Origin of the sequence: Streptomyces sp. NPDC096310 (assembly GCF_044763125.1) — a bacterium.
Lineage (GTDB): Bacteria > Actinomycetota > Actinomycetes > Streptomycetales > Streptomycetaceae > Streptomyces.
Map to the genome: position 1 here is coordinate 18,464 of NZ_JBIWFO010000031.1, position 12,405 is coordinate 30,868.

Genomic DNA, 12,405 nt, shown 5'->3' on the forward strand with positions numbered 1-12,405 from the left:
CGTGCGGTACACGCAGGTAAGGGGTGTGGGGGTCGCATGCTCCGGTGCCCTGTGGGGGGAGGGGATGGGGGAATCGGCCGGCGCGGTGGTCAGCGCGCGTGGCGCTGGACGAGGCCGTCGACGATGAACCGCAGCGCGTCCGAGAAGTAGCGCTTGGTCTCGTGCAGGAAGTAGCGGGTCTGATCGGCCTTCTCGACCCCGGCCCGGCTGAGGGTGACGCGCAGGGTCAGCGTGGGCCGGCCCGATTCGTCCTTGCCGATTTCGTTGACGATCTGCTCGATGCAGGGGTCGTCGACCGGACGGAAGACCACGCGCTCGCGGTCTTCGAAGGTCACGCGTTCCTGGACCCGTTCGGTGTCGCGCACGGTGATCTCGCGGAGGAACCCGTCGTCGTAGCGTTCCAGGACACGGCAGGCCGTCACCGCGGGTACGTACGGGCTGGGGTTCTCCGCTTTGTGGACCAGTCCTTCCCAGACGTGGTCGGCGTCCGGCCTGACCGGGCTCTCTCCCGCGCCTGCGACGGGGAGCGTCCAGCTGTATGTGTCCATAGGGCGTTGCCTTCCTGATCCGTGGGCTGGTCCGCAGTCTGGTCGGCTCGCCACGTCGGGACATCGCATGAACGTGCGATATCCGGTGCTTCGCGACGGTGCGGCACGGGCGCCTCCTGTGTCCCCCGGCCGCTCGCTCGTCTGCCCGGGAAGCGACCGGGCGTCGCGATCCGGCCATGCCGCGCGGACAAGCAGCGGACAAGTAGCGGACGCGAGTAGCGGACAAGTACTGGACCGAGCGTTCAAGGGCGTGCTAGCTTTCGATCACCGCAATGGCGGGAGTTCACGCAGCTATTCGCCCCTATAATGGAATGAGCATTCATTTATGGGTACCGTCTCTGGGGATATCTCACCCGGTACGGCCCCGCTCCCGCTGAGGCCAGGGCTGCCCTTCGTGCTTCTGGGCGCCGTCCAGATCACCCTGATCGCCACGATCACCGTCATCACCGTGGCTCTGCCGGTGATCCAGCGGGACTTACGGCTGACCGACACAGACCTCGTCTTCGCCACCTCCGCCTACAGCCTGTCGTTCGGCGGGCTCCTGGTCCTGGGCGGCCGTCTCGCCGACCTCCTCGGTCACCGGGCGGTGTTCGTCACAGGGGTGGCCGCCTTCGGTGCCGCCTCGCTCGCCGCCGCGGCCGCCTCCACGCTGTGGGTCCTGGTGGCCGCCCGGTTCGCGCAGGGCGTGGGCGCGGCGCTCGCGGCCCCCGCCGCGATGGCGCTGCTCAGCTCGGTCTTCCCGGACGCGGCGCGGCGCACCAGGGCGATGGCGGTCTGGGGGGTGCTGGCCAGCATCGGCGCCAGCTCCGGCAACATCCTGTCCGGAGTGATCCTGTCCTGGGGCCAGTGGCGCTGGGTGTTCGTCGCGCCGGCCGTCGTCTCCGCGGTGATCGTCCTGTGTACGCCGCTGCTGCCCCCGGGCCCCGCGCGTCGGCCCGAACGGCTCGACGTGCCGGGCGCCCTGCTCATCACAGCGGGGCTGACCGCGTTCATCTTCGGTCTGGGAGAGTCGGACTGGACGTGGATCGGCATCGGCGCCCTGGGCATGGCCCTGTTCGCGCTGACCCAGGCCCGGTCGTCCCGGCCGCTGGTGCCGCCGGCGCTGCTGGCGTCGGCCCGCAGGCTGGCCGCGCTGTTCGCCATCGGCCTGACAGCCGCCGCGATGGCGTCGTACTTCTTCATCCTGGCGCTCTACTTCCAGAAGACGCTTGACTATTCACCGCTGCGCACCTCGGCGGCCTTCCTCCCGCCCGTCTTCGCGGTGTTGTTCACCGCGTCGGCCGGCGGCAGGGCCGCGCGCCGGTTCGGGGCCGGTGTCCTGACAGCCGCCGGGCTGGCCCTGGGGGCCGCCGGAATGGGCCTGCTGACCACGCTCGACGCGGACTCCTCGTACTGGGGGCTGCTGGTGGTCGGGATCACGCTCTTCCCGGTCGGCGCCGGCTTCACCTTCTCCGGGGCGACCGTGTGGGCGGTGGAGCGCACCGCGCCCGAGGAGGCCGGTCTGGTGGGAGGGGTCGTGAACACGGCCATGGAGGTGGGGCCTCCGGTCGGCCTCGCCGTCCTCGTACCGCTCGCCGTCTCGCACGCCGCCGGCCATGGCGGCGGCGAGGCCGCGGCGGACGCGAGCGGATACGGCTTCGCCTTCGGCGTGGCGGCCGTCTCGCTGGCCGTCGCTGCCGGGCTCGTACTGCTCCAGGGCGCGGCGAGGTCTGCCAAGGCCTCGCCGCGCGCGACGGAGGAGGAGTCGACGGCGGGTGCGGCAGGTGCCGCGGACCGCGACTGACAAGCCAACGCACAACGCGCAACGCACAACGCGCAACGCACCTTCCCTGAGAAAACAAGGAGTTCGTCATGAGTACACGCTTTACCGACAAGGTCGTTCTCGTCACCGGCGCCGGGGGCGTGCTGGGCCGGACCGCGGCTCTTTCCTTCGCGAACGAGGGTGCGACCGTTGTCGTGGCCGGCCTCAACGAGAGTGGCGTCGACGAGACGGTCAAGCTGATCGAGAGCGAGGGAGGCAAGGCTTCCGGCGTCGTCGTCGACGTCACCAGCTCCGAGAGCGTCAAGGCGATGGTGGACACCGCGGTCTCCCGGCACGGAGGTCTGCACATCGCCTTCAACAACGCGGGCATCCTCGACGGCGGCACGCCGGTCGGCGAGCACGACGAGGACGTGTGGAACAAGGTGCTCGCCGTCAACCTCACGGGAGTCTTCCTCGCCCTGAAGCACCAGACCGCACACATGGCGGCGAACGGAGGCGGCGTCATCGTCAACACGGCCTCCAACCTGGGCGCCCACTGGCGCCTGGCCGGCATGAGTGCCTACTCGACCTCCAAGGCCGGCGTCAGCTTCCTGACCCGTACCGCCGCGCTCGAATACATCGAGCAGGGCGTGCGCATCAACTCCATCAGCCCCGGACCGATCGACACCCCGATGTCCTATCTCCCGGGCGAGACCCGCGAGCAGCGTGACGCCCGCCTGGCTCCGACCGTACCGCTGGGCCGGGTCGCCGACCCGCAGGAGATTGCCAACGCCGTCCTGTGGCTGGCGTCGGACGAGTCCAGCTACGTCGTCGGGCACGACCATGTGATCGACGGCGGCGCCACCGCCTGACCGGAAGAAGGCGTACGGCGCGGTGACGCGCCGCGAGGAGGGGGTCGCGGAAGCCGCGGCCCCCTTCCTCCTGTCCGCCCCTGCCCCGACCGCCGGACCTGACAAAGTCTCCCGATTCTGACGCAGCCGCCCGGACCTGACGGGATGCGGCGGACCTGACGCTGTGCGGCGGACCTGACGCTGTGCGGCGGAGCTGATGGAATTCTCCGGCGGTGACGAAATTCCCCGCACCTGACCATGTGCCCGGTGCCTGACATTCTCCGACGCGTCTGATGATGTCGTGCATTCCGCTTTGCCGTCGGGTCGGAGGGCAGGGCATTGTTGTTCCTGTAACCGCCAGGAAAACGCGAGGACTTAAGTGCCCGCAGGGCGTGTTGAATTACGCCGACTTGGTAACGCAGTGGCACGGAAAGCGAGTCGATGCAGACGCTCAAGACGACGAGGAGGGCACGTCCGAGCAGATCCCGGGCGGGCTGGAATTCGCTGACACCGACCGAATTGCAGGTGGCTCGCCTGGTGGCGAAAGGGCTGAGCAACCGTGCCGTGGCTGAGGAACTGGTGGTGTCTCCCCATACGGTCAATACGCATGTGAGAAACGCGTTCCTGAAACTCGATGTATCCAGTCGGGTCCAGTTGACGCGGCACGTTCTGCTTCACGAGGCAGAAGCTTTCTGACCGCCCCATGTTCAACGAAAGGACCTGAATTCTCATGTGCGGACTGGCCGGATGGGTGAGCTACGGACGTGATCTGAGCGGGGCGGTCGAGGTCGCCTCGGCGATGACCGAGACCATGGTCTGCCGGGGTCCCGACGCGGGCGGTCTGTGGACGTCGAAGCACGCGATCCTCGGCCACCGTCGGCTCGCGGTCATCGACCTGGAGGGCGGCCGGCAGCCGATGGCCGCCGCGGACGACGGCAGCCTCCCCGTCATCACGTACACGGGAGAGGTGTACAACTTCCGGGAGCTGCGCGACGAACTGGCCGCGCTGGGACACGAGTTCCGCACGTCCAGCGACACCGAGGTGGTGCTGCGGGCCTACCTGGAGTGGGGAGCCTCGTTCGCCGAGCACCTCAATGGCATCTACGCATTCGCCATCTGGGACCCGCGCACCGAGGAACTTCTCCTCGTCCGTGACCGGATGGGCGTCAAACCCCTCTACTACCGCACGACCGAGGACGGCGTGATCTTCGGTTCCGAGCCCAAGGCCATCCTCGCCCACGACGAGGTCGAGGCGGTCGTCGACGCGGAGGGCCTGCGGGAGATCTTCAGCATCGTCAAGACGCCGGGCCACGCGGTGTTCAAGGGCTTGCGCGAGGTGCTTCCGGCCACCGTTGCACGGTTCTCGCGCAGCGGCGCCGACACCCTCACGTACTGGAAGCTGGAAGCCCGCGAGCACACCGACGACCTGGAGACCACGGTGACCCGTGTGCGGTCCCTGCTGGAGGACATCGTCGACCGGCAGCTCGTCGCGGACGTCACCGTCGGCACCCTGCTCTCCGGCGGACTGGACTCCAGCGCCGTCACCGCGCTCGCCGCGGCCGCCCGCGCCCGGCGCGGCATCACCGAGCCGATCCGCGCCTTCTCCGTGGACTTCGTGGGACACGAGCAGCGCTTTGAGTCCAACGTTCAGTGGGAGGACCCGGACACCCCGTTCGCCGTGGAGGTGGCCGAGCTGGTCGGCGCCGAGCACATCATCGTCGAGTTGGACAACGACGACATCCTCGATCCCGAGGTCCGCGGCGCGGTCCTGCGGGCACAGGACCTGCCGGTGTCCACCGGTGACATGGAGTACTCCCTGTTCCTGCTGTGCCGGGCGCTCAAGGAGCGCATGACGGTGGCGCTTTCCGGCGAGGCGGCCGACGAACTGTTCGGCGGCTACACCTGGTTCCACGACAAGGAGGCCGTAGCGCTCGACAGCTTCCCCTGGCACCACCCCTTCGAGAAGGCCGGCGGCATCGGCGCGCTGCGCGAGATCGGGTTGTGGGACCGCCTGGACCTCACCAACTACGTCAAGCAGCGCTACTCGGAGGCACTGGAGGAGGTTCCGCGTCTGCCCGGCGAGAGCGGCCATGAGGCCCGGATGCGCGAGCTGACCTACCTCAACATCACCCGGTGGGAGAACTTCCTGCTGGACCGCAAGGACCGCGTCAGCATGGCGGTCAGTCTGGAGGTCCGGGTGCCGTTCACCGACCACCGGCTGGTCGAGTACGTCTACAACACCCCCTGGGCGATGAAGAACTTCGACGGCCGGGAGAAGAGTCTGCTGCGCGCGGCGATGCGTGGCGTACTCCCCGACTCGGTCCTGGACCGGAAGAAGAACCCGTACCCGTCCACCCAGGACGCCAGGTATGAACTCGCCCTGCGGCGGAAGGTCGAGGAGATCCTCACCGACGGCGCTCCGGTACTGCGCATCGTCTCCGAGGAGGACGTGCGCCGACTGCTCGACCGGCCCATGGGCTCCTTCGGAGTCGGCGGCCCCTGGAGCGCCCGAGCCGTCCTTGAGCGCCTGGTCGAGTTCAACACCTGGGTTTCCGAGTACGACGTCCGCGTCGAGGTCTGACCGCGCCGGCACCGCGCCCGCACCCGAACCCGCGCGGCGCCCGCGCCCGAACCCGCACGGCGCCCGCAACCGCGCCGGGGCGGCGCCCGCACCCGAACCCGCACGGCGCCCGCGCCGGGGCGGCGCCGCCACCGGGGCCGGCCGCCCGCCTGCCAGCGGCCGGCGCCGTGCTCGCACCCGCTTCCCTGATGCCGTCCCGTGCCGGTGTACCGGCCTACCACCCGTGGGGTTCCCGTGACCGACATGACATCGCATCTGCGTACCGTGCCCGCCCTCCAACAGCCCGACTGGGCAGACGAACGACGTGTGGCCCAGGTCCGTGACGAGCTGGCGCACATGCCGCCGTTGGTCGACGCCGAGGCGGTCCACCGGCTGAGCGAACTCCTGATGGAGGCGGCCGCCGGGCACATCCAGATCGTGCAGGCGGGCGACTGCGCCGAGGATCCGGCCGAGTGCAACCCGTCCGACATCGCCCGCAAGGCCGCGCTGCTGGACGTGCTGGGTGGCACCATGAAGCTGGCATCGCTGAAGCCGGTGCTACGGGTGGGCCGTCTGGCCGGCCAGTTCGGCAAGCCGCGCTCCCGGCCCACCGAGACCGCCGGCGACATGGAACTGCCCGTCTACCGGGGCCACATGGTCAACCGCCCCGAGCCGGACCCGGAGGGCCGCCGCCCCAACCCCGAGCACCTGCTGTCCGGTTACCGAGCCGCCGGCGACGCGATGCACCACCTCGGCTGGCGCACGCCCCGGCGCCACCGCCTCGAACTGCCCGTGTGGACCAGCCATGAGGCACTGCTGCTGGACTACGAGCTTCCCCTGCTGCGCCGCGAGCCGGACGGTTCCCTGCTGCTGGCCTCCACGCACTGGCCGTGGGTCGGCGAGCGTACCCGGCAGATCGACGGCGCCCATGTCGCGCTGCTCGCCGCCGTCAGCAACCCGGTCGCCTGCAAGGTCGGCCCCGGTATCTCGGTGGACGAACTGCTCGCCCTGTGCGGGAAGCTGGACCCCGAGCGGCGTCCCGGCCGGCTCACACTGATCGCCCGGATGGGCGCGGCGGCCGCGCCGGAGCGGCTGCCTGAACTGGTCATGGCCGTCGCCTCGGCGGGGCACCCCGTCATCTGGCTCAGCGACCCCATGCACGGCAACACGGTCAGCGGCCCGAACGGGCTGAAGACCCGGTTCCTGGAAACCATCGTGCGGGAGATCGACAACTTCCAACAGGCGGTACGCGAGAACGGTGGCACGGCCGGCGGCCTCCACCTGGAGACGACGCCGGAGACGGTCACCGAGTGCGTGCGCAACGCCTCGTACCTCGACCACGTCGGCGAGAAGTACCTGAGCTTCTGCGATCCCAGGCTCAGCCCCGCACAGGCCGTCGAGGTGGTCTCGGCCTGGCGCGGCTGACCAGGACCAACGTCCCTGCCGGTACCGGAAGGGCCGCCACGCGCACCATACGGAGGAAAGCATGGAAGACAGGATCGCCCTGGTCACCGGGGCGGCCGGGGGTATCGGCGCAGCCGTCGCGCGTACCCTCGCGGAGCGCGGCGCCCGGGTCGCAGCCGTGGACCGGGACCCCTCCCGGCTGGCGGAGTCCGTGGACCGGCTGACCGCCCGGGGGCTGCGGGTCACCGCTGTCCCCGCCGACGTCACGTCGAGCACGGACGTCGACCGGGCCGTCGGCGCCGTCGAGGACACCGTGGGGCCGGTGGACTACCTGGTCAACGCGGCCGGCGTGCTGCGGCTGGGCGAGGCCCGCAAGTTCACCGACCGGGACTGGGCCGAGACCTTCGCCGTCAATGCCACCGGCGTCTTCCACGTCTCCCGCGCGGTGGTGGACCGCATGGTGGCCCGCAGCGGCGGCGCCGTCGTCACGATCGCCTCCAACGCGGCCGGCACAGCCCGAACCGAGATGGCGGCGTACGCCGCCTCCAAGGCCGCGGCGATCGCGTTCACCAAGTGCCTGGGGCTGGAGGTGGCCTCGTACGGCATCCGGTGCAACGTGGTGGCCCCCGGCTCCACGGACACGCCGATGCTGCGGGGCATGCACGAGGGTGACACCGCCGTCCGCTCCTCGGTGACCGGAACACCTTCGGCCTTCAAGGCCGGCATCCCCCTCGGCAAGGTCGCCCGGCCCGAGGACGTCGCCGAAGCGGTCGCCTTCCTGCTGTCGGACGACGCCGGCCACATCACTCTGCACAGCCTGACCGTGGACGGCGGGGCGACTCTCGGTGTCCAGTGAGGAGAGTACGGTGACCACGCCCACCTCGGGCATTCCCCCCATCGAGTCCTACCCGATGCCCACCGGGAGCGACCTGCCGCCCGGCACGGTCTCCTGGGCCCCCGATCCGCGCCGGGCCGTCCTGCTGGTTCACGACATGCAGCGCTACTTCCTGCGGCCGTTCGCGGGCGGCGACACCCCCGGCGGCCCGCTGGTGCACAACGCGGCCCTGCTGCGCGAGTGGTGCGCCGCCGCCGGCATCCCGGTGGCGTACACCGCGCAGCCCGGCGACATGAGCGCCGAACAGCGCGGTCTGCTGCGTGACTTCTGGGGGCCGGGCATGCGCACGTCCCCCGAGGACCGCCAGGTGATCGACGAGCTGGCCCCCACACATGAGAACTGGCTGCTCACCAAATGGCGCTACAGCGCCTTCGTGCGCACCGACCTGCTGGAGCGGATGCGTGCCGCGGGCCGCGACCAGCTCATCACCTGCGGCGTCTACGCCCATGTCGGTGTGCTGATGAGCGCGGTGGACGCCTTCACCCACGACATCCAGCCGTTCCTGGCCGCGGACGCGGTGGCCGACTTCTCCGCCGCCTACCACCGGCTGGCCCTGACGTACGCGGCGGAGCGCTGCGCCCGCGTGGCCACCACCGAGCAACTGCTGACCGAGTTGGAGGACGCCCGGTGACCGGCTCACACCACGCCGCCCCCCACCACGCCGACCCGCTGGGGCGGATCCTCGATGACCACCCGCCCGCCTTCGCCCTCCTGCACCGGCCGCACACCACCGGCCCCGGCGTCGTCGATCTCGTGCTCGGCGACATCACCGAGTGCGCCTCGCTGGCGGACGTACCACTGGCGGACAGTCCGGCCGGGGACAGAGCCGGCGGCACGGACGACGGGCACGAGGTGCTTGTCCTGGTGCCCTACCGGCAGCTCGCCGAACGCGGGTTCGCCGCAGTGGACGACGGCGAACCCCTGCTCGTCCTGAAGGTGGACGAGCAGGTCGCGCTACCGCTCGGTGAGACCCTGCGCCGACTGCCCGACCTGCCGGTGGAGCTGACGGACGGCCGCTTCGACACGGACGACGCCACCTACGCCTCGGTGGTGCGCCAGGTGATCGCCGACGAGATCGGCACCGGCGAGGGCGCCAACTTCGTCATCAAGCGCTCGTTCACCGCGGACATCACCGGATACACCCCGGCGGCCGCCCTGTCGTTCTTCCGGCGCTTGCTGGAGCGCGAGACCGGCACCTACTGGACGTTCCTGATCCACAGCGGCGAGCGCACGTTCGTCGGCGCGACACCCGAGCGGCACATCAGCCTGCGCGACGGCACCGCCGTGATGAACCCCATCAGCGGCACCTACCGCTACCCGGTCGGCGGCCCCGCTCTCAGCGGGGTACTCGACTTCCTCGGCGACCCCAAGGAGACCGACGAGCTGTACATGGTCGTCGACGAGGAACTGAAGATGATGGCCCGGATCTGCGAGACCGGCGGCCGGGTGACCGGCCCCCATCTCAAGGAGATGACGCGGCTGGCGCACACCGAGTACTTCATCGAGGGCCGCACCACCCGCGACGTGCGCGACGTCCTGCGCGAGACACTCTTCGCCCCGACCGTCACCGGCTCCCCGCTGGAAAGTGCCGCCAAGGTCATCAGCACATACGAGCCCGCCGGCCGCGGCTACTACAGCGGCGTCGCCGCTCTCATCGGCCGGGACGCCTCCGGCACGCCCGTCATGGACTCCGCCATCCTCATCCGCACCGCCGACATCGACCGCGCCGGCCGGCTTCGGATCGGTGTCGGAGCGACGCTCGTGCGCCACTCCGACCCGGCGTCCGAGGTCGCCGAGACCCGGGTGAAGGCGGCCGGGCTGCTCGCGGCGCTGGACGGGGCCGGCTCCACCCGCCTCGCCACCGAGCCGCAGGTCCTCAGCGCGCTGGCCCGGCGCAACGAGACCATCGCGGACTTCTGGCTGACCGGGACGGCCGAGGACGCCGCCCCGGGCGCCGCCGAACTGGCCGGCCGCAGCGTGCTGGTGGTGGACGCGGAGGACACCTTCACCTCCATGATCGGGCACCAGCTCACCTCGCTCGGCCTCACGGTGACGGTGCGGCGGTTCGACGAGCCGTACGACACCGACGCCTACGACATGGTCGTGATGGGACCCGGCCCGGGGGACCCCCGCGTCACGGACGACCCGAAGACCGCGCATCTGCGCGCCACCATCAGCCGGCTGCTGGAAAGCCGGCGGCCGTTCATGGCGGTCTGCCTGAGCCACCAGGTGCTCGCCACGCTCCTCGGCCTGCCGCTGGTCCGGCGGGACGTGCCCAACCAGGGCGTGCAGCGCGAGATCGACCTCTTCGGGCAGCGGGAGCGCGTCGGCTTCTACAACACCTTCGCCGCGCGCTCCGACTCCGACAAGACCGAGCACCCCGTCCGCGGCGTCGTGGAGATCTGCCGCGACCCCGAGAACGGCGAGGTCCACGTGATGCGCGGCAACGGGTTCGCCTCCGTACAGTTCCACGCCGAGTCGGTGCTCTCCCAGCACGGCGTGGCCATCACCGCGTCCCTGATGACGGAGGTGCTGCGCTCGTGCACGCGGTGATCGTGTGGTGGGACCTGGCCGACTCGGCGCAGACGGTACGGTCGCTGCGCTCGTTCCTGCGGGACGAGGCCGTGGACCGCTTCGCTCAGGTGCCCGGCCTGCGGCTGAAGTTCTGGATCTCGGACGCGGCGCGGCAGCGCTGGGGGGCGGTGCTCCTGTGGGAGTCCGCCGAGGCCGCCGCGGTGCCGCCGGCCCCGCGGGCCGCTGAACTCATCGGGTACCCCCCGACGTCCGTGTCCGCCTTCGACGTCGAGGCCACCGTCGAGGGACTGTTCACCACGGCGGCCCTCGGCGGCCACGGACTCGCGCTGGAAGGGTGAAGCGACGATGACCGCCCGCACCACCTCCCGCGCGAAGGCCCTGACCGCGCACCTCCCGGGCTCCAAGAGCATCATCGACCGGGCACCGCTGCCGGCCGCACGCACCGATGGCACCAGCGGACTACGGGCGCCCCGGCGCGTGACAACTACCCCGGGGGGACGCGTCCGCACCGAGCGGGGCCGTCATCCGTCCGTACGACATGGAAGGGACTGCTGACCCATCATGGCGAGGATCATTGTCGCCGGAGGCGGCATCGGCGGACTGGCCGCCGCGCTGAGCATCGAACGGCAGGGACACGACGTCGTCGTGCTGGAACGCCGGCGGGCCTTCGAGGAGCTCGGCGCCGGCATCCAGCTCGGCCCCAACGCCTTCTGGGCCCTGGACCGCCTCGGCGTGGGCGCGGACGTCCGCGACAACGCCGTCTTCATCGACGAACTGCGCTTCATGGACGGCACGTCGGGCGGGTGTGTGGCCCGCATGCCGCTCACCGAGCACTACCGCGCGCGGTTCCGCAACCCGTACGCCGTCGTGCACCGCGGCGACCTGTACGAACCGCTCCTGCGGGCCTGCCGCGCCGCCTCCCGCGTCGAACTGGTCGCGGGCGCCTCGGTGACCGGCTACGCGCAGGACGCCGCCGGGGTCACGGCCGCTCTGGCGGACGGCACCTCGGTCACCGGTGACGCGCTGATCGGCGCGGACGGCATCCGCTCGGTGGTCCGTGCCCAACTCGTCGGCGACGGCGAACCGCGGGTCTCCGGCCACACCATCTACCGTTCCGTGATCCCGATGGAGAAGGTCCCCGAGGACCTGCGCTGGAACGCCGTCACCCTGTGGGCCGGACCCGCATGGCACTTCGTCCACTACCCCATCGGCGGCGGCAAGTACCTGAACCTCGCCGCCACCCGCGACGACGGAGCGACCGTCGCCGTCGCGGGGGAGCCTGTCGAACGGGCCCACGTGCTGACGGAGTTCCCCGGCCTGGGCGACACCACCCGCCGCCTGCTGGAACTCGGCGAGGACTGGAGGACGTGGGTCCTGTGCGACCGCGACGCCGTCGACGACTGGACCGACGGCCGGGTGGCGCTCCTCGGAGATGCCGCCCATCCCATGCTCCAGTACGCTGCCCAGGGCGCCTGTATGGCCCTTGAGGACGCCGTCGTCCTCGGAGAACTCCTCGACCGCGACGCCGGCCTCGACGCCCTCGTCCCACGACTGGAGAAGTACGCCGCCGAGCGCCACGACCGCACGGCCAAGGCGCAGCTTGTCGCCCGCGAGATGGGCACCCAGCTCTACCATCCCGCCGATGACGAGGCGACAGCGCGCAACGCCATGCTGTCCGCCTTCTCCGAGACAGACCTGCATGACAAGGTCGAGTGGCTGCACGGTTTCTCGCCTTCGGGCGGCTTCACCGGCGGAGCGGTCCGTTGAGCGGGTGCGCCGGCTGATCGCGGGGGAGTCCCACGGCGTGTTCCCCCGACCCCCGCGGATGTGGAGAGCCGGGACGCGAATCCGGTGCGCTGTCCGGACGCGGA

Annotated in this window: 11 protein-coding genes; 10 read left to right on the top strand and 1 reads right to left on the bottom strand. The window is 70.7% G+C overall.

The features are described 5' to 3' along the window. Positions 1-89: 89 nt before the first annotated feature. Positions 90-548 (bottom strand): AtaL-like protein, encoded by a 459-nt coding sequence (locus ACIQ7D_RS33975; RefSeq protein WP_403944455.1) that lies wholly within the window; start codon positions 546-548, stop codon positions 90-92. Positions 549-873: 325 nt separating this feature from the next. Here ACIQ7D_RS33975 and ACIQ7D_RS33980 point away from each other — a divergent pair, with 325 nt between their 5' ends. The 10 genes from ACIQ7D_RS33980 to ACIQ7D_RS34025 all read left to right on the top strand — a co-directional run bounded on the left by ACIQ7D_RS33980 (position 874) and on the right by ACIQ7D_RS34025 (position 12,301). Then, positions 874-2,331, top strand: coding sequence for an MFS transporter (locus ACIQ7D_RS33980; RefSeq protein ID WP_403944457.1), 1,458 nt, complete (start codon positions 874-876; stop codon positions 2,329-2,331). A gap of 68 nt (positions 2,332-2,399) precedes the next feature. Beyond that, positions 2,400-3,161 (top strand): SDR family NAD(P)-dependent oxidoreductase, encoded by a 762-nt coding sequence (locus tag ACIQ7D_RS33985; RefSeq protein ID WP_403944459.1) that lies wholly within the window; start codon positions 2,400-2,402, stop codon positions 3,159-3,161. Positions 3,162-3,581: 420 nt separating this feature from the next. After that, positions 3,582-3,836 (top strand): response regulator transcription factor, encoded by a 255-nt coding sequence (locus ACIQ7D_RS33990; RefSeq protein ID WP_403944461.1) that lies wholly within the window; start codon positions 3,582-3,584, stop codon positions 3,834-3,836. A 34-nt stretch (positions 3,837-3,870) separates the two neighbouring features. Beyond that, positions 3,871-5,721, top strand: coding sequence for an asparagine synthase (glutamine-hydrolyzing) (asnB, locus tag ACIQ7D_RS33995; protein ID WP_403944463.1), 1,851 nt, complete (start codon positions 3,871-3,873; stop codon positions 5,719-5,721). Between the two features lie 243 nt (positions 5,722-5,964). After that, positions 5,965-7,125 carry a 3-deoxy-7-phosphoheptulonate synthase gene (locus ACIQ7D_RS34000; protein ID WP_403944465.1) on the top strand — a complete coding sequence of 387 codons (1,161 nt, stop codon included), beginning with the start codon at positions 5,965-5,967 and terminating at the stop codon, positions 7,123-7,125. Positions 7,126-7,186: 61 nt separating this feature from the next. Then, the gene (locus ACIQ7D_RS34005) at positions 7,187-7,960 is read left to right on the top strand and encodes a 2,3-dihydro-2,3-dihydroxybenzoate dehydrogenase (protein ID WP_403944467.1); all 774 of its coding nucleotides are present in this window, start codon (positions 7,187-7,189) and stop codon (positions 7,958-7,960) included. Between the two features lie 55 nt (positions 7,961-8,015). Next, a complete protein-coding gene (locus tag ACIQ7D_RS34010) occupies positions 8,016-8,630 on the top strand; it encodes an isochorismatase family protein (RefSeq protein WP_403944521.1) in 615 nt (204 codons plus the stop codon). Then, positions 8,627-10,552: an anthranilate synthase family protein gene (locus tag ACIQ7D_RS34015; RefSeq protein WP_403944469.1), complete on the top strand. Its 1,926-nt coding sequence runs from the start codon at positions 8,627-8,629 to the stop codon at positions 10,550-10,552. The genes ACIQ7D_RS34010 and ACIQ7D_RS34015 overlap by 4 nt, the downstream gene beginning before the upstream one ends. Continuing rightward, positions 10,540-10,872, top strand: coding sequence for a hypothetical protein (locus ACIQ7D_RS34020; RefSeq protein WP_403944471.1), 333 nt, complete (start codon positions 10,540-10,542; stop codon positions 10,870-10,872). Before ACIQ7D_RS34015 ends, ACIQ7D_RS34020 begins: the two co-directional genes overlap by 13 nt. 223 nt (positions 10,873-11,095) lie before the next feature. Further along, positions 11,096-12,301, top strand: a complete 1,206-nt coding sequence (locus tag ACIQ7D_RS34025) for a 3-hydroxybenzoate 6-monooxygenase (protein ID WP_403944472.1) — start codon at positions 11,096-11,098, stop codon at positions 12,299-12,301. Positions 12,302-12,405: the final 104 nt, after the last annotated feature.

Excerpts from the sequence above, each read along its gene's own strand:
- ACIQ7D_RS33975 (WP_403944455.1), bottom strand. The coding sequence starts at position 548 with ATGGACACATACAGCTGGACGCTCCCCGTCGCAGGCGCGGGAGAGAGC.
- ACIQ7D_RS33980 (WP_403944457.1), top strand. The coding sequence starts at position 874 with ATGGGTACCGTCTCTGGGGATATCTCACCCGGTACGGCCCCGCTCCCG.
- ACIQ7D_RS33985 (WP_403944459.1), top strand. The coding sequence starts at position 2,400 with ATGAGTACACGCTTTACCGACAAGGTCGTTCTCGTCACCGGCGCCGGG.
- ACIQ7D_RS33990 (WP_403944461.1), top strand. The coding sequence starts at position 3,582 with ATGCAGACGCTCAAGACGACGAGGAGGGCACGTCCGAGCAGATCCCGG.
- asnB (WP_403944463.1), top strand. The coding sequence starts at position 3,871 with ATGTGCGGACTGGCCGGATGGGTGAGCTACGGACGTGATCTGAGCGGG.
- ACIQ7D_RS34000 (WP_403944465.1), top strand. The coding sequence starts at position 5,965 with ATGACATCGCATCTGCGTACCGTGCCCGCCCTCCAACAGCCCGACTGG.
- ACIQ7D_RS34005 (WP_403944467.1), top strand. The coding sequence starts at position 7,187 with ATGGAAGACAGGATCGCCCTGGTCACCGGGGCGGCCGGGGGTATCGGC.
- ACIQ7D_RS34010 (WP_403944521.1), top strand. The coding sequence starts at position 8,016 with ATGCCCACCGGGAGCGACCTGCCGCCCGGCACGGTCTCCTGGGCCCCC.
- ACIQ7D_RS34025 (WP_403944472.1), top strand. The coding sequence starts at position 11,096 with ATGGCGAGGATCATTGTCGCCGGAGGCGGCATCGGCGGACTGGCCGCC.